This window comes from Vibrio sp. TRT 29B02 (assembly GCF_050113655.1).
Lineage (GTDB): Bacteria > Pseudomonadota > Gammaproteobacteria > Enterobacterales > Vibrionaceae > Vibrio.
Genome location: NZ_JBNJOJ010000015.1, coordinates 53,655 through 70,386 on the forward strand (window position 1 = coordinate 53,655; position 16,732 = coordinate 70,386).

Sequence of the window (16,732 nt, forward strand, 5' to 3'; positions counted from 1 at the left end):
ACGTTATAGTTATCAAATGATGATCAAAAGCTTGGGTATGCCAATGAAACGAACCTTGATTGCGAGTTTAATGCTGGCAATACCTTTGTCTTTGTGGTGGCAGGGAGACAAACCATCCCCCTCTGAGCCGATCGAACAAATCACTTCCTCTGATTGGATGAGCTCATTGCAGCAGCAACTCAAGCAAGATCCCAACCAAGCTGAATTGTGGTTCCAGCTTGGTCATGGTTATATGAACAAGCAGGAGTTTCTATCCGCTCTTACCTGCTTTGACTACACGATACGGCTAAGCGACACACCGTCAGCGAGTCAGTTAGCTGCCAAAGCCAGTGCGCTTTATTATTTAGAAAAACAAGTGATGACTGACGAAGTGGATGCTTTGCTTGCTCAGGCCCTAAACCTTGAACCCAACAATCTCACAGCATTAGCTCTGATAGCGGGCGACCACTTTATTAGTTTGCGTTATCAACAAGCGATCGATATTTGGACACAAATGCTGGATTCTAACAGCACGGATTTAGATCGCGTGTCGATTATTCACTCTTTGAACCAAGCGAAAGCGATGCTCTAAATAGCCCGAATTGAGAGAGTGTTTGAGCCGTGTGAAAGGCTTATAAAAAAACCGGCGTATTTCGCCGGTTTTTATTTTCATGCTTTAGTTAGTATTTTGATTCACGTGCTTCTGCCGCTTTTTCCCAGTATGGAACGACGGTTTTGAGGAAGTTTTCTTTCTCAGCATTCATCTTATCCATATCCATACCAAGTGCTTTTTGAGCAGCCGCTTTAGTTGAAATGTCAGGGAGTTCAACGGGTTCTGTGATGCCTTTCTTCGCTAGAAGACGGACGATTTTAGTACGAGCATCCGCAGCGCGGTCTACCGCAGTACCGAGTACTTCAAGTGCCACTTCAGGTGCGTGCATATGAACACCGTGAGAGGCGATAGCGTAGTCCCAGCGCCACTGAGCATGACGGATGTCTTGAAGGATGTCTTTCATTTCCTCTTCGGTTGCACCCGCATCCCACGCAGCGCCTGCTTCAAAGTGAGCCGCGACAATTTGTTTTTCGGCAGTCAGTTTCATGTTTAGTACTTGTGCCTTACGGGTTGAAACGATGTCACGTAGCTGATCTTTAGACTGAGTGTGGCAGTTTGCACAGGTATCTTCGAAGCGGTCAAATGGGTTACCGACTTTGTGGTCTGTGTAGACGGTACCGTCTTCCTTGGTCACTTTAGGCATATGACAATCGACACAAGCGACTTTGTTCTTACCGTGAATACCATCACGCCAAGTTTCGTAACCAGGGTGCTGCGCTTTTAGCATTGGGGCTTTAGATACTTTGTGTGTCCAGTCTTTAAAGCCAAGTGCGTCGTAGTACTCTTCCATTTCGCCAACAGTGGTGCCGCGATCCCATGGGAACTTCACAGACTTGTTAGGGCCAGTAAAGTAGTACTCTACGTGACACTGTCCACATACCGAAGCTTGCTGATCCAGGCGAGATTGTTTTTCAAATGGTTTATCGATGGCCTGAAATGCACGTTCAACATATGGTTTGGCTAATGCAAGCGCAGGTTCACCATTTTTGAACGCTTCGCTACGAGTGTCGTGACAGTCGGCACAACCAATTGGGTTAGCAATCTGATCACCTAGACGAGCCCATTTGCCTTGGAAGTAGCCATCTTCACCACGCTCGTCAATCACACGACCGACGTCAGGGCTTTTACAGCTCCAACATGCCATTGGCATTGGACCGGAGTTTTCGTCTTGTGGTGCACCCGTACGCAGAGTCTGACGAACATCGTCTAATGCGTAAAAGTGACCACGAGCTTTGTTGTAATCTTTAGCAAAGCCATAACCAGCCCACATGATAACCATGTTGGGATCTTCTGCTAGCGCGTCTTCAATATGTTCGCTTTCTGACGTCGCTTTCCAAGACTCGTACTGGTCGGGGTGCTGTTGTTGGTAGGCGTCATTACGAGGATCAATTAAGCCTTTTTCGTCGGACGCAGCAAAGCTAGTGACGCTCATTAGTGAGCTAACCACAATTGCTAATGCTGCAGCGGATTTTGGTATCCAATGCAATTTATTCACAGTGCTATCTCCGTATTCTGTTTTTTATTAGCAGCGTTGTGAACTGGCTATATTCCAAACTAAGAACTGGAGAAACTGAAATACATTGTAATAAATAGAAATAAATTAAATAACTTATTAATAATCCATCATTGTTCAAGATCAATTTTGGACAGTGATCCAGTTCAAATTAGTGTCCCTATACCTCTTTAGGGGTATCTGTTTGGTTGTCTTTACTTAATGAAACTTATTATCATCAATAACTTAGTGCGGGTTGGTGAAGATATATTCGGTGATTCAGATCGAATTTTGAACAGTTTAATGTACCTCTTTAGTGTAGGAGGAGTACTATATTCTTAATAGCGTTGTGGCTTATCCAAAATAAGAATTGATCTCATTCGGTGTGTTTTTATCGCACATCGAAAGACTTTAATTTTAAACCGTATATCAACTTATTGTTTAATCAGTAAATGGTACGGGAATAAGGAAAGGATAATATGGGCAATATAAAGTTGGCCATAGTCATAATGCTTAAGTCCCTTCTAGCATTTTGCCTCTATGGTTATTCTCTTCATGCCGTTGCCGACACTTCAACTGTGCAGTCTGAAGGAACATCAGCACGTCATGAAGTCACGCTTATCCGTGACAAAGATTACAAGTGTATTCAATGTCATAAGGATTCTAAACAAACACTCGCGGGTTCTCATGGCGAAGACGCACTTAAAATACTGGGTCGAGAAGTCAACTGTACTGAGTGCCACAACAATATAGGACCAGACCACCGAGAGGGTGCGCCGCAAGTTACTAAATATTCTAGTGCTCAATCTGCATCGGGAACCGATAAAGTCTTCCTTGATCCACAAAAGATTCTTAAAGCGAATAGTCAGTGCACCGATTGTCACACACCAGAAAGACTGCGTGATGACAGCTGGACTCATGATGTTCATGCAAAAAATCTTACCTGTTCAAATTGTCATGATGTTCATGCAAACAAAACTAAAGTGTTGGCTCTTGAGAAGAAAGAGCGCATCAAGCTTTGTGTGGATTGTCACGCCGATTTTAACCAGTTGAAGAAGGAGAAGTAGTATGAGTTGTTCTAGACGAAACTTCTTAACCGGCGCAGGTGCTGTGATCTTCACTACAGGTGTGGCAGGAACCGCGGTGTTCAATAGCCGAAAAACGTTGGCGAATGTTGAGCAGGATGGCAACAAGTTATACGGCATGATTCACGATGAAACCGCTTGTATCGGTTGTACTGCGTGTACCGAAGCGTGTCGTGAAGTAAACAAAGTTCCGGAAGGTGTATCTCGCCTTGAGATTATTCGCAGTGAACCACAGGGTGAGTTTCCTGATGTTGATTACCGTTTTACTCGCAAATCTTGTCAACATTGTGAAAACCCACCGTGTGTTTATGTTTGTCCAACTGGGGCGGCATACAAAGATGAGAAGACTGGCATTGTTGATGTACACAAAGAGAAGTGTGTCGGTTGTGGCTACTGTTTAGCGGCCTGTCCTTATCAAGTTCGCTTCTTTAATCCTGTCGACCATTCCGCTGACAAGTGTAACTTCTGTCGTGACACAAACTTAGCACAAGGCAAGCTTCCTGCTTGTGTTGAGTCTTGCCCGACGCAGGCGTTGACCTTTGGTGATCTCAATGATCCAAACAGTGAGATAAATCAGGTATTGAACAGTGAAGTTGTGTACCGCGACAAGGTACATCTTGGCACTAAGCCTAAGCTATACAAAGTGCCTCACCAGAAAGGGGAGATCTGATAATGAATGGTTTTGAAAGTGCATTCCACTTTGACTCTCTGGTTTGGGATTGGATCATCGCAATCTATCTATTCCTCGCTGGTATGTCTGCTGGTGCGGTGATGATTTCGCTGTATCTAAAACGTAAAGTGATCGAAGGCGATCCGGCTAATAATGGCATTATCAAGGCGATGGCTTGGCTGGCACCATTTGGCATTATCTCGGGACTGACAATTTTGATTTTCCACTTAACCAAGCCTTTGTCGTTTTGGAAAATCATGATTTTCTACAACCCAAGTTCGGTAATGTCGATGGGTGTAATTCTCTTCCAGGTCTACATGATCGTATTGTTCATTTGGATTGGGATCATATTCCGTCACCAAGTTATCCAATTCTGTGATGGTAAGCTGCCGAGTAAATTGCTTGATTTTGCCGATGGCTTCTTGATTAAATCAGGTAAGTTCTCTAACGCTATTGAGCTATTTTTGGGCTTCCTAGCGATTGTTCTAGCGGCGTATACAGGCTTCCTGTTGTCTGCTCTGAAAACCTATCCAATGCTTAATAACCCTGTGTTGCCGATACTGTTCTTGTTCTCAAGTCTGTCATCTGGTGCTGCGGCGTGTTTGATGTTTGGCATCTTAGTCTTTAAAGAGTCTGCAACAAGCCCAAGTGTTTCGTGGGTACATAGCTTTGAGCGTCCTGTTGTGATGTTTGAGCTTTTTGTACTGGTTACTTTCTTTACTGGCCTAATTTTTAGTGGTGGCCAAAATGAAGTAGCGGCTTGGAATGCAATTGGTGGCGGTTTTTGGTCCAACTGGTTCTGGTTTGGTGTCGTGCTGATTGGTATGGTTCTGCCGCTAACCCTTAATGCGGTGACACCAAAAGAAACACGTCACAATGGTGGTTATATCCTGATGGTAACAACATTGAGTTTGGTTGGCGTACTGATGTTACGTACGTTTATTCTCTATGCTGGTCAAATGACGGTTGTATAAATATGGTAGGAGAGTTGGGCCATTTGGCACTGGTTTTGGTAACGCTTGCCAGTACGGCAGCTAGTGTTCAATATGCATTGCAAAAGTGGCTTCGCCATGGCAACACACTCTCTTTATCATTCCTTGCAAGGTTCAATGGCGTGGCTGCGTCATTGAGCCTTGTTTTGTTAGCTTACTTATTTATTAGCGACCAGTTTCAGTTTCAGTATGTTGCGTCTCACTCAAATACCGCGCTCCCGCAGTTTTTCAAGGTTGCGGCGGTTTGGGGTGGTCATGAAGGGTCAATGCTGTTCTGGGTGTTCACCCTAGCGGTATGGGCTGGCTGTATTTCATTTATTCGTTCTGCACCCCATGCGTATTTACAGGATGTACTGTGGATTATGGGGTTGTTTGTTGCCGCTTTTGGTTGGTTTACTCTGATAGCGTCTAACCCATTTAGCTATGCGGAGAACTGGCTTGAACAGGGCCGAGATTTAAACCCAATGCTGCAAGATGTTGGGCTTATTTTTCATCCTCCTTTGCTCTATTTAGGCTATATCGGATTTTCGACGGTTCTAGCGTTTGCGCTTGCCGCTTTGATGCAGCCAAGCTTTTTCCAAAACTGGGTTGAGTTGGCAAAACCTTGGCTTATCTCGGCGTGGGCATTTTTAACCCTTGGCATTGTGGTCGGCTCTTGGTGGGCTTATAACGAATTGGGGTGGGGCGGCTGGTGGTTCTGGGATCCCGTCGAAAATGCCTCTCTACTGCCATGGTTAACTGGGACTGGATTGCTCCATGCTATGTTAGCGGCGCGTCGTTATGAGCAGCAGAAACGTGCCGCCTTGATTCTTGCGCTTATCACTTTTAGTCTCAGTATCCTCGGAACCTTTATTGTTCGTTCTGGTGTACTGACGTCTGTTCATGCATTCGCTGTCGATCCGAGTAAAGGTATCGCTTTACTGGCTATTTTGGCCGTGACATTAATTTGCTCATTCTCACTGCTGTTTGAACGCGGCGAGGTGGTCAAAAGCAAAACTATCAAAGCGATATTCAGTCGTAGTTACTTGGCTACTGCCTCGGTAGGGTTGTTAGCTGTCGCAAGTTTCACCGTGTTTCTCGGCACCTTTTACCCAATGATTTATGAGTTGACTGGCTTAGGTTCCGTTTCGGTAGGTGCACCTTATTTTAATACTTTATTTCTCCCACTGACGGTCATTGCATTGTTGCTCATGGGTTTTGTTCCGCTTTTGAAATGGCATCATGGTGCCTACTACTCTGTTACTCAGTTGCTGTTAATGCTGACCGGGGCAATGTTGGTTGGCTGTGTGGCGTATTGGGTGCAGGTCGATCAACCTTCACCTTTACTGTTTATTATATGGGGACTTGGCGTTTGGGTCGTATTGAGTCATGTGCTTTTTTGGCTGCAACAATCTCGCAGCCTATTTATGGTACTTGCCCATATCGGACTTGCGATAAGTGCGGTCGGCGCGGTCATGAATGCCGAGCACTCCTATCAAGCGAGTTTTAAGATGGCGGATGGTTCATCAATAACATTTTCCGATTGGAAGGTTGATTACATTGAGACTCGTTGGGCTATTGGCCCCAATTATACGGCGGAGCAAGCATGGTTGCGCTTTTCTAATCAGGACAACAGCTTCGATTTGATTCCGGAGCGTCGCCATTATCCCGTGCGCGTAATGAATATGAGTGAGCCCGCTATTCGATCTTTTTGGTATGGCGACTACTATGTTACGCTCGGTAGCAAAGTAGATTCTCGCGCCTATGCGGTGAAAATTCAGTACAAAGCTTACATTGGTTGGATATGGGGTGGGGCTTTGGTGGCAATGTTGGGGGCGGTTTTCCCACTGTTATCTCTAAGACGCAAAGAGGCAGTACATGGCGTTATCAAGCAGGCATAAAATCGCCGTATTCATTGCAGTTTTAGTTGGTTTTATCGGCTTTCTTATCGCGGGGCTAAACTCGCAACAGCTTGGCTCACAAACCAGCCCTGTTGTACGTGCGTTTCCCAGTATGCCAGTGGAACTGTTAATCAGTGAACAAATCAAACAGAGTCCTGAGCTGTTTAGTGACGAATATCAACTGGTGAATGTCTGGGCTTCATGGTGTGGGATATGTCGTCAAGAACATGACTATCTCAATCAGTTGCAAAAGCAAGGTGTACCGATTGTTGGGCTTAACTATCGAGACAATCGTTCGGGAGCCGTTAACTATCTGGCTCAACTCGGCAATCCATACACTGATGTTATTTTTGATCCAAAGGGAAAGTTATCCTTGGATCTTGGTGTGATAGGCACACCAGAGACGTACCTCGTCACACGCCGCGGTGAGATTGTTTACAAGCATTCCGGACTATTAAGCGAACAAGCTTGGCGCAAACATTTTTCCCCTTATTTCGATCAGAGTAACAGTTAATGCCCGTTCGGTATCTGCCACTATTTCGTCTGTTATGTTTAACGTTGTGCTCAATGCTGAGTTTTCATGCGTCTGCGCAAGAGCAAGCCTTTTTTGTAGCAGCGACTCATGAGCAAAATGTTCAGGTTGAGCTGTTTGAGTTTAAGACACCTCAATTGCAAAAGACCGCCATTGAGCTAGCGAAATCACTGCGCTGTCCACAGTGTCAGAATCAGAATTTGGTAGAGTCTAATTCGCCAATTGCCAAAGATTTAAGGCTGATTGTGTTTCAAAAAATCAACCAAGGCGAGAGTGAGCAGGAAGTAGTGAACTTTATGACCGCCCGGTACGGTGAGTTTGTTTTATATAAACCATCATTCAGTTGGTCGAACGCACTCTTGTGGCTTGCGCCAGTCCTATTGCTGGTTCTATTTCTCGTTGTATCTATGATACGTGTCCGCCGTTCATCAGCGAGTGGTGAGAGTTAAAACGAAGCTCTGGTGTAAGACGACGAGTAAAGATGACAATTTACTGATAGAAAATTCTGCTCATTGGTATAGAGTGGAGTTTGTATTTATAGCAGTAGTTAGATATCAGTGCGTTACGCAATCGAACAATATGACCAACACGGTTTTCTCAAAGCCCCAAGACTTCTTTGGTTAGGCTGGTTGTTTATGGCCAAGGCTTGGGTGGTATTTGTGGTAGCCGGAGCCAGCCGTGACAGTGGCAGTAAGATTCTATCCATCGTTTATCCTGATCACAGCATGCTTTATCTCGGACTTGCGATGGGTGTTCCTAGCATAGCCCTGATGTGGATGATTAGCTTACGTAGTCCAGAGCGGAGTTGGGTCAACCAAATCGTCTCATGGGGAAAAAGTGTGACTTTGGTGACAGCAAGTGCGCAGTTGGCACAAACGTTCTATCACGTCTACCTCACTCACGGGGCCTTCAGCTGGGCTAATGGTGCCGTGATGCTACTCCTGCTATGGTTTATTCTCTACGTAGCGAAAAGCCGTAGTGTAAGAGACTGCTTTCACAACCCTGCTACACGGTGATCGTTCGAAGCGATGATCGTTGTCAATATATTGAAATCAAAACGAAATACACTGAGCAAAAAATATTAGTGAGGAAATAAAAATGTCATACCCTCAAAGTGCTATCCTTCCTGAAGCTGGACCATTCGCACAATACACCTTGCTCAAGGTGACTCAAAATCCACAACACGTTTTAGAGCAGTTAAAAGCGCTCCCAGCATTGGTTGAACAGCTTAACGACCAGCAACCTGGTGCGGAACTGACACTTTCCATTGGTTTCACTAAAGCGTTCTGGAGCAAGCTAGATGTTGCCATGCCAGCGGAACTGATCGATTTCCCACAACTAGGTGAAGGGGATGTCGTCGCACCAAGCTCAGACGTTGATGTGTTGATTCATTGTCACTCAAACCGTCATGATCTGCATTTTTACCTACTTCGTAAGTTCTTCGCTGAAGTGTCTGAACAGGTTTCGGTTGTTGATGAGACCTACGGTTACCGCTATCTAGATTCTCGTGATATGACCGAGTTCGTTGATGGAACCGAAAACCCGAAACAGGCTCAGCGAGAAGAAGTGGCTATCATTCCACAAGGTGAGTTTGCGGGTGGTAGTTACGTAATGGTGCAGCGCTTTATCCATAACCTTCCTTCGTGGAACCGCCTCAATGTGTCGGCACAAGAGAAGGTGATTGGCAGAACTAAGCCTGACTCCGTTGAGTTAGATGATGTGCCAGTGGCATCACACGTTGGTCGTGTCGATATCAAAGAAGAAGGCAAAGGGCTTAAAATTGTTCGCCACAGCTTGCCATACGGTAGTGTTTCTGGTGAGCATGGATTGCTATTTATTGCCTACTGCAACACCTTACACAACTTCAAAGCTATGCTAGAAAGTATGTATGGCGTAACGGATGGCAAAACAGACCAACTGCTGCGCTTTACTCATGCCGTGACAGGTGCTTACTTCTTTGCTCCTTCAGCTCAAATGCTGGCAGATCTCAAGTTAAAGTAGTCAGGCGTAAGCCGTTATTAGTTAATCAGTTAAAGCCGAACCCAAGGGTTCGGCTTTTTATTTTCAGCCCTAAACCACCTACTTCAGTAGGTGGTTATCATTCAGTGAGGCTTTGCCTGTAGTTCTACCCATGTTAAATGCTCCCTTGATTTTTAGCGAAGTCAAAGAGGACAAATAACATGAGTAGATACAATCAAGCTTCCCACGTATTTTGGAGATGTCAATATCACATAGTGTGGACGCCAAAATACAGATTTAGGATCTTGAAGAACAATGTAGGCAAAGAAGTTTATCGGTGTATAAATGTTTACTGTAATCAACTTGGATGCGAAGTTGTTGAGCTGAACGTCCAAGTTGACCACGTGCACTTAGTCGTAAAGGTTCCACCCAAGCTATCAATATCCAAGTTGATGGGCGTATTGAAAGGCAAAATAGCCTTAAAGCTCTTCAGTAAGTTTCCATATTTGAGGAAAAATAAGCTTTGGGGTAATCACTTTTGGCAAAGGGGCTATTTTGTCGATAGTGTATGAATTAATGAAGAAATCATTCGACGTTATGTAAGACATCAGGAGAAGAAAGAGCGCGTGGAACAGCAACAATTAGCGCTGGACTAAACAAAGGCCCCCTTTTAGGGGGCTCACACAAAGCCACCTTCTTTAGAAGGTGGTAATTTACTTTTTTGTTAAAGAAAACCTCAGATTGCCGATAAAGAGAGTAACCAGAAAGAGGACAACGCAACTTTATGACAATCACGGTGAATACGAACGTCTCGGCAATGACAGCGCAACGACACTTGTCGAAGGCGACCGATCTGCTGAATCAATCTCTGGAGAGACTCTCTTCAGGGAATCGTATTAATAGCGCTAAAGATGATGCAGCAGGGTTGCAGATTTCCAATCGCCTTGAGTCACAGATGAGAGGGTTAGATGTCGCTATGCGTAATGCCAATGACGGTATTTCGATTATGCAGACAGCAGAAGGTGCGATGAACGAAACCACCAACTTGCTTCAGCGTATGCGTGACCTCTCCCTTCAATCTGCGAATGGTTCAAACAGTCGAGCTGAGCGAGATGCCTTGCAAGAGGAAATGAGCGCTTTAAACGATGAATTGAACAGAATCGCCGAAACCACCTCTTTTGGTGGTCGAAAATTACTCAATGGTTCGTTTTCGTCTTCTTCTTTTCAAATTGGTGCCAGTTCAGGTGAAGCGGTACAAGTTTCACTCAAAAACATGCGTTCAGACAGTTTGGACATGGGTGGCTTCAGTTACATCGCAGCAGGTAAAGCAGACAGTAACTGGCAAGTGGCTCAGGGCAACAATAAATTGGTAATGCAATACACCAATGCTCAAGGTAAGCAAGAGACCATCAATATTACCGCTAAAGTGGGTGATGATATCGAGGAACTTGCCACTTATATCAATGGGCAAACCGATAAAGTCTCCGCGTCAGTCAATGAAGAAGGCCAACTGCAAATCTTTATGGCAGGTAAGCAAACTTCAGGAACCGTTTCTTTCTCAGGCAGCTTGGCAAACCAACTCAGCATGAATCTGGCTGGTTATGAAGCGGTTGATAATATTGATATCTCACAAGCAGGCGGTGCCCAACGCGCGGTATCGATTATTGATACCGCTTTAAAGTATGTTGATAGTCACCGTGCCGAACTCGGTGCCATGCAGAACCGTTTCAACCATGCGATTAATAATCTTTCCAACGTCAACGAGAATCTATCGGCTTCCAATAGCCGAATAAAAGATACTGACTACGCGAAAGAGACAACTCAAATGGTCAAGCAACAGATTTTACAACAAGTCAGTACGTCAATACTGGCTCAAGCTAAACAGCAGCCAAACTTGGCGCTGACGCTACTAGGCTGATTCTCAAAAAAAGAGAATATTATCGACAGACCTAAATGAAGCTTTAGCGAAAAAATGACTTTTTTTACTCTTTTTATCTCTTAGTCACGTTTTTATTGCCAAATGTATTTTTTTTAAGAAAAAACCAAAAAAATACTCAAGGTTTTCGAAACCGCGCCGTTAATAAAAGTAACTTTTGAGAGAACTACAAACTTTGGTTTTCCGAGACGTCGGAAACCGGATACATCGGAAAATCAAACGGAGAAATCACCATGGCAGTGAATGTAAACACTAACGTAGCAGCAATGACAGCACAGCGTTACCTAAACAGCGCAAACAACGCACAACAAGTTTCAATGGAGCGTTTGTCATCTGGCTCAAAGATCAACAGCGCTAAAGACGACGCAGCGGGTCTACAAATTTCGAACCGCTTAAACGTTCAAAGCCGTGGTCTTGATGTTGCAGTACGTAACGCTAACGACGGTATCTCTATCGCACAAACGGCTGAAGGTGCGATGAACGAGACAACGAACATCCTGCAACGTATGCGTGACCTATCGCTACAATCTGCGAACGGTTCAAACTCGAAATCAGAGCGTGTTGCAATTCAAGAAGAAGTAACAGCACTTAACGATGAACTAAATCGTATCGCTGAAACCACTTCATTCGGTGGTAACAAGCTACTAAACGGCACTTACGCGACTAAGTCATTCCAAATCGGTGCTGACAACGGTGAAGCAGTAATGCTAACTCTGAACGACATGCGCAGTGACAACATCGGCATGGGCGGTACTAGCTACCAAGCGGCGAACAGCAAGGATAAAGATTGGACTGTTCAAGCGGGTGCTAATGACCTAACAATCACACTGACTGAAAAAGACGGTGCTGAGCAGACAATCAACATTTCTGCTAAAGCTGGCGACGACATCGAAGAGCTAGCGACTTACATCAACGGTCAAACTGACATGATTAAAGCGTCAGTAAACGAAGATGGTCAGTTACAAGTGTTCGCTGGTAACAACAAAGTTGAAGGCGCAGTAAGCTTTTCTGGCGGTCTAGCGGGTGAACTAAGCATGGGTGAAGGCAAAGCAGTAACTGTTGATACTATTGACGTAACATCTGTAGGTGGCGCGCAAGAATCTGTAGCGATTGTTGATGCAGCCCTGAAATACGTAGATAGCCACCGTGCAGAACTTGGTGCGTTCCAAAACCGTTTCAACCACGCGATTAACAACTTAGACAACATCAACGAAAACGTGAATGCGTCTAAGAGCCGTATCAAAGATACAGACTTCGCGAAAGAGACAACTGCACTAACCAAGACTCAAATTCTGTCTCAAGCTTCAAGTTCTATCCTTGCACAAGCAAAACAGGCGCCAAACTCGGCACTAAGCCTACTAGGTTAATTGAGACCTTGATCAAAAAATCCAGCTTCGGCTGGATTTTTTTGTTTCTACTAACTCATTGATCTCTAAAGTAAATATTACGCCGTGCGTTAAAAATTAAAAAAAAGCGAAATTTATTACTAAAGGTATTTTTTAGTGGGCCGTTAAAGGATTGAGAGAAATGAGATGTATCAAAGCGAGGTGAGAGACGCTGAGATACATCGCCCTAATGCCTAAGGAGATCAAATATGGCAATTAACGTAAACACGAACGTGTCTGCGATGACTGCTCAGCGCTACCTTAATGGTGCGACTGATGGCATGCAGAAATCGATGGAGCGTCTATCTTCGGGGTACAAAATTAACAGTGCCCGTGATGATGCTGCTGGACTACAAATCTCAAACCGCTTGAACTCGCAAAGCCGTGGCTTAGACATGGCCGTAAAAAATGCTAATGACGGTATCTCTATTGCACAGACAGCTGAAGGTGCGATGAATGAGACAACCAACATTCTGCAACGTATGCGTGATTTGGCACTTCAATCTTCGAATGGTTCTAACTCTCGTTCAGAGCGTATTGCTATTCAAGAAGAAGTAACCGCTCTTAACGACGAATTAAACCGAATTGCAGAAACGACCTCTTTTGGTGGTAATAAACTGCTTAACGGTACATTCGGCAGTCAATCTTTCCAAATTGGTGCGAGCTCAGGTGAAGCTGTTCAACTATCGATGGGGAATATGCGTTCTGACACCATAGATATGGGTGGTAAAGCGTACATTGCTCAAGATGGCAAAGCATCGGATTGGACCGTCTCTTCAGGAGCGACTGATCTTACCCTAGGCTATACTGATGTACATGGTGAGGCAAAAGAGCTCACGATTAATGCTAAAGCTGGCGACGATATGGAGCAGTTGGCAACATACATTAATGGTCAGAGTGAAGATGTAAAAGCTTCGGTAGGTGAAGAAGGTAAACTACAACTGTTTGCTGCTTCGAATAAGGTTGCTACAGATGTCACTATCGGTGGTGGTTTAGGTTCAGAAATCGGTTTCGGTGCTGCTCAAGAGAGAACAGTTGCCGATGTTGACGTTACTTCAGTAGCAGGTTCTCAGCTTGCTGTTTCTGTTATTGATGGCGCTTTGAAAACGGTTGACAGCCAACGTGCTGAACTGGGTGCATTCCAGAACCGTTTTGGACACGCGATCAGTAACCTAGACAACATCAATGAGAACGTTAATGCTTCTCGTAGCCGGATTGTTGATACAGACTATGCGAGAGAAACTACTGCGATGACTAAATCGCAAATTCTTCAGCAAGCGAGTACATCTGTCCTAGCGCAAGCTAAGCAGTCCCCGTCGGCAGCACTTAGCTTATTAGGTTAATCGATAGGTTCGACAGGAGCTTATTGGTACAACATTATGTTGTGACCTGCTAAGGTGGAAGGGAGATCGTTATGGAAATACCATCCTACACATCGAACATCCAGCCTTATGGCTCAGAAAGTGGCACTAAACTTGCTTCTAAGTACGATGGTGTACAGCAAGTTTCCTCGCGAAAGGAGCAGGTCTCTACAACTGAGGTAAGCGAAAAAGCGTCTCAAACTGTTGAAAAAGCCATCGAAGCCTCGCAAGAGAGGGAGAAGCTAAACAGGGCGGAGCGTGAAAGGATTGTTGAGCAGATGAATGATTTCATATCATCTATCAATAAGGGCTTATCCTTTAGGGTGGACGAAGAGTCCGGTAGAGATGTTGTAACGATATATGAAGCGGATACTGGTGATATTATTCGTCAGATACCCGATGAGGAAATGTTAGAGATCTTACGACGCCTAAGGGAACAGACGGCCCGATATTCATCGGGACTTGTTAACCAAACGGTGTAATCGTACTTGAGGTGAGTGAATGAGTTTTGGCCCTATAGGCATGAATTCTGGCATGGATATCAATTCTATGGTCAGCAAAATTGTGGATTCGGAGCGTGTTCCTAAACAGCAACGTATCGACAGTGAGCGGACCCAAATTGATTCCAGTATCAGTGCTTATGGCCGGCTCAGAGAGTCGCTGGATACGATGAAAAACTTGATGGCGAGCTTTCGTCAAGAGAAAGCTTTCGCCGCAAGAACAGTGGCGTCAACAGACGACACTGTTGTATCCGCGACGGCAACCACTGATGCTATCGCTGGTCGATATGCTATCGATGTGTTGCAACTTGCCCAAAGTCACAAAATTGCGTCTGATGTTTTGCCAGAAGATGCGAAATTTGGACCGGGCAAGTTGCAGATTTCACTGGGTGAAAAAAAATTCTCTATTGATGTACAAGAGAATTCTAAGCTCGTTGATATCGTTCGCGGTATCAACGGCAGTAAATCTAATCCAGGTGTCCGTGCGGCAATCATTAACGATGTCGATGGTCCCCGTCTTATTGTTGCCTCGAACGTATCCGGTGGCGACAATGAAATCTCAATGCAAGTGGATGCCCAGCCGGGTAACTCGCTCAAACAACTCGAATACAAAACGCTAGAGCAACGAGTCAAAGATCTTGAACGCGCACGTGCTGCGGCTCAGGAATTGATTGCCCCTCTCACCCCTGCAGAGAAAAAAGTTGCCGATAAAGTCGCTCAAAAAATCATCGACGCGGCAAAACTTGTCGATCAAGAGATTGCCGATACTACAAAGCAAGCGGCAATTAATGCAGATCCCAACGCAGCCAAAGAGGCCACGCCCGATAATGAAATGTCTAAAGCTGCAACGACAGCGGCAGCAAATGCGGGGATTGAGGCAAACAAGTATCTTAAACCAGAAGAGCGTATTCCTGGTTGGAGTGAAACCGCTTCGGGCACTTTGCTCGATTCTTACTGGGAACCAGAACCTCAACTAGATGCGAAAGCGAAAGAGAAAGCGCCAGACGTACCAGGCTGGTCAAACACGGCATCAGGAACCCTAACGGATTCGTACGTCACACCCAAAGAAGCGCAAGCTAAACTGGATGCAGAAAAAGCCCGTATAGAGAAAAAAGTGGCCGATGAACAGTCTGCACTGGCTCAGCGTGTTGCTTCTGGTGAGTTGACGCCTGAACAAGCAAAACAGATGGAACGCGCCAAGTTGCCGCAGGAAGAGCGTGAGTACCTTGAGCGTATCGATCAAGCACAAGCCGATCTCGAGGCAGCGCAACGTTCATTTGATACTTATCGTGGTATGACGGAAGTACAGTCTGCGCAAGATGCAAAAGTGTTACTTGATGGCGTTGCTCAACTTTCCAGCAACAACAACATTATTGAAGATGCAATTGATGGTGTTGACCTGACTCTAAAAGGGCGAACTGAAAAAGGTAAGCCGATTTCCGAAATCGATATTGAGTATGACCGACAAGGCGTACGTGAAGATATTGAACAGTTCGTCGCTGCTTACAATCAGTTCTATCAAGTGACGAAGGAGTTATCGGGTGTTGATCCTCGCACTGGAATGGCAGGGCCGCTGGCCGGCGACAGCATTGTGCGCAGTGCAGATTCGCGTTTGAAAGCCGTATTCTCTTCACGTGTCGAGCCTGCCCCAGAGGATTTAAAAACCCTTACCGAATTTGGTATTACGACGACCAGACAGGGTAATTTGGAAATCAACTACGATATGTTAGATCGTCAGTTGAACAATAACTTTAATAAGCTCGAAGAATTTTTTGGCGGTAATCAGGGATTCGCTAAGAAAGTTGAGGATGCGATTCAAGGTCTGACAGGCGTTACTGGTTCGATTCGTAACCGCGAGCGCAGTATGGTTGAGCGTACTTACCGACTACAAGATGACCAAGCGGCACTTGACCGTCGAATGGATAACTTGGAAAAACGCACTCACGCCAAATTTACGGCAATGCAAGATGCGACCAGTAAGATGCAGTCTCAATTAGCGGGGATGATGAATGCCCTCGGATAGAGACTTTGAGCAACGTCTCAATGAATTATGTGAAGTTGATCAAATAATTAGTGAAGCCCTTACAGCGATTGAACTATCGACTGAAGAAATCGTTAAGCTGGTCGATACAAGGGAACAGATATTGCAAAGTTTATTGGCAGCGATTCATTCGTCTCCAGAACTTGCCAAGTTACAACAGTGGCACGACGCGGTTGAAAGAACGCAAACTGTTGTAGAGTTAATGAGTAGTAAAACTGCTGAACTAGGTGTGGCGCTGCAAAAGTATCGTCACGGTAAACGATCAGTTCAGCAGTATCAAAAATTTTTATAAATTTAAGAGGGTTGT

16 protein-coding genes and 1 pseudogene are annotated in these 16,732 nt (G+C 45.0%); 16 read left to right on the forward strand and 1 reads right to left on the reverse strand.

Features of this window, described 5'->3' with window-relative positions:
- The first annotated feature begins 19 nt into the window (after positions 1–19).
- On the forward strand, positions 20–571 hold the full coding sequence (locus tag ACQEXT_RS11065) for a TPR domain-containing protein (protein WP_426952079.1): 552 nt from the start codon (positions 20–22) through the stop codon (positions 569–571).
- Between the two features lie 88 nt (positions 572–659).
- Here ACQEXT_RS11065 and nrfA read toward each other — a convergent pair whose 3' ends face one another.
- Positions 660–2,024 (reverse strand): ammonia-forming nitrite reductase cytochrome c552 subunit, encoded by a 1,365-nt coding sequence (gene nrfA / locus ACQEXT_RS11070; RefSeq protein ID WP_426952080.1) that lies wholly within the window; start codon positions 2,022–2,024, stop codon positions 660–662.
- Positions 2,025–2,563: 539 nt separating this feature from the next.
- On the opposite strand from nrfA, the gene nrfB reads away from it, so the two are divergent.
- From nrfB to ACQEXT_RS11145, 15 genes and pseudogenes are all read left to right on the forward strand, one after another.
- On the forward strand, positions 2,564–3,151 hold the full coding sequence (gene nrfB / locus ACQEXT_RS11075) for a cytochrome c nitrite reductase pentaheme subunit (protein ID WP_426952041.1): 588 nt from the start codon (positions 2,564–2,566) through the stop codon (positions 3,149–3,151).
- 1 nt (position 3,152) lies between these two features.
- Positions 3,153–3,839: a cytochrome c nitrite reductase Fe-S protein gene (nrfC, locus tag ACQEXT_RS11080; protein ID WP_138973724.1), complete on the forward strand. Its 687-nt coding sequence runs from the start codon at positions 3,153–3,155 to the stop codon at positions 3,837–3,839.
- A 2-nt stretch (positions 3,840–3,841) separates the two neighbouring features.
- On the forward strand, positions 3,842–4,813 hold the full coding sequence (nrfD, locus tag ACQEXT_RS11085) for a cytochrome c nitrite reductase subunit NrfD (RefSeq protein ID WP_426952042.1): 972 nt from the start codon (positions 3,842–3,844) through the stop codon (positions 4,811–4,813).
- Positions 4,814–4,815: 2 nt separating this feature from the next.
- Positions 4,816–6,711, forward strand: coding sequence for a heme lyase CcmF/NrfE family subunit (locus ACQEXT_RS11090; RefSeq protein WP_426952043.1), 1,896 nt, complete (start codon positions 4,816–4,818; stop codon positions 6,709–6,711).
- Positions 6,689–7,225, forward strand: a complete 537-nt coding sequence (locus ACQEXT_RS11095; RefSeq protein ID WP_426952044.1) for a DsbE family thiol:disulfide interchange protein — start codon at positions 6,689–6,691, stop codon at positions 7,223–7,225. The genes ACQEXT_RS11090 and ACQEXT_RS11095 overlap by 23 nt, the downstream gene beginning before the upstream one ends.
- Before the next feature lie 53 nt (positions 7,226–7,278).
- Positions 7,279–7,692 (forward strand): heme lyase NrfEFG subunit NrfF, encoded by a 414-nt coding sequence (gene nrfF / locus ACQEXT_RS11100; protein ID WP_426952046.1) that lies wholly within the window; start codon positions 7,279–7,281, stop codon positions 7,690–7,692.
- A 108-nt stretch (positions 7,693–7,800) separates the two neighbouring features.
- A complete protein-coding gene (locus tag ACQEXT_RS11105; protein ID WP_426952047.1) occupies positions 7,801–8,259 on the forward strand; it encodes a DUF2919 domain-containing protein in 459 nt (152 codons plus the stop codon).
- Between the two features lie 82 nt (positions 8,260–8,341).
- Positions 8,342–9,244, forward strand: a complete 903-nt coding sequence (locus ACQEXT_RS11110) for a Dyp-type peroxidase (RefSeq protein ID WP_426952048.1) — start codon at positions 8,342–8,344, stop codon at positions 9,242–9,244.
- A 179-nt stretch (positions 9,245–9,423) separates the two neighbouring features.
- A pseudogene (gene tnpA, locus ACQEXT_RS11115) lies at positions 9,424–9,858 on the forward strand (IS200/IS605 family transposase).
- 128 nt (positions 9,859–9,986) lie between these two features.
- Positions 9,987–11,120, forward strand: a complete 1,134-nt coding sequence (locus tag ACQEXT_RS11120) for a flagellin (protein ID WP_331427361.1) — start codon at positions 9,987–9,989, stop codon at positions 11,118–11,120.
- Positions 11,121–11,371: 251 nt separating this feature from the next.
- Complete coding sequence (locus tag ACQEXT_RS11125) at positions 11,372–12,505, forward strand: flagellin (protein WP_426952050.1); 1,134 nt, start codon at positions 11,372–11,374, stop codon at positions 12,503–12,505.
- A 227-nt stretch (positions 12,506–12,732) separates the two neighbouring features.
- Complete coding sequence (locus ACQEXT_RS11130) at positions 12,733–13,866, forward strand: flagellin (protein ID WP_331416432.1); 1,134 nt, start codon at positions 12,733–12,735, stop codon at positions 13,864–13,866.
- A 71-nt stretch (positions 13,867–13,937) separates the two neighbouring features.
- Positions 13,938–14,366: a flagellar protein FlaG gene (gene flaG / locus ACQEXT_RS11135; protein WP_138973734.1), complete on the forward strand. Its 429-nt coding sequence runs from the start codon at positions 13,938–13,940 to the stop codon at positions 14,364–14,366.
- Positions 14,367–14,385: 19 nt separating this feature from the next.
- A complete protein-coding gene (gene fliD, locus ACQEXT_RS11140; RefSeq protein ID WP_138973735.1) occupies positions 14,386–16,407 on the forward strand; it encodes a flagellar filament capping protein FliD in 2,022 nt (673 codons plus the stop codon).
- Positions 16,394–16,717, forward strand: a complete 324-nt coding sequence (locus tag ACQEXT_RS11145; RefSeq protein WP_426952053.1) for a flagellar protein FliT — start codon at positions 16,394–16,396, stop codon at positions 16,715–16,717. The genes fliD and ACQEXT_RS11145 overlap by 14 nt, the downstream gene beginning before the upstream one ends.
- Positions 16,718–16,732 lie beyond the last annotated feature (15 nt).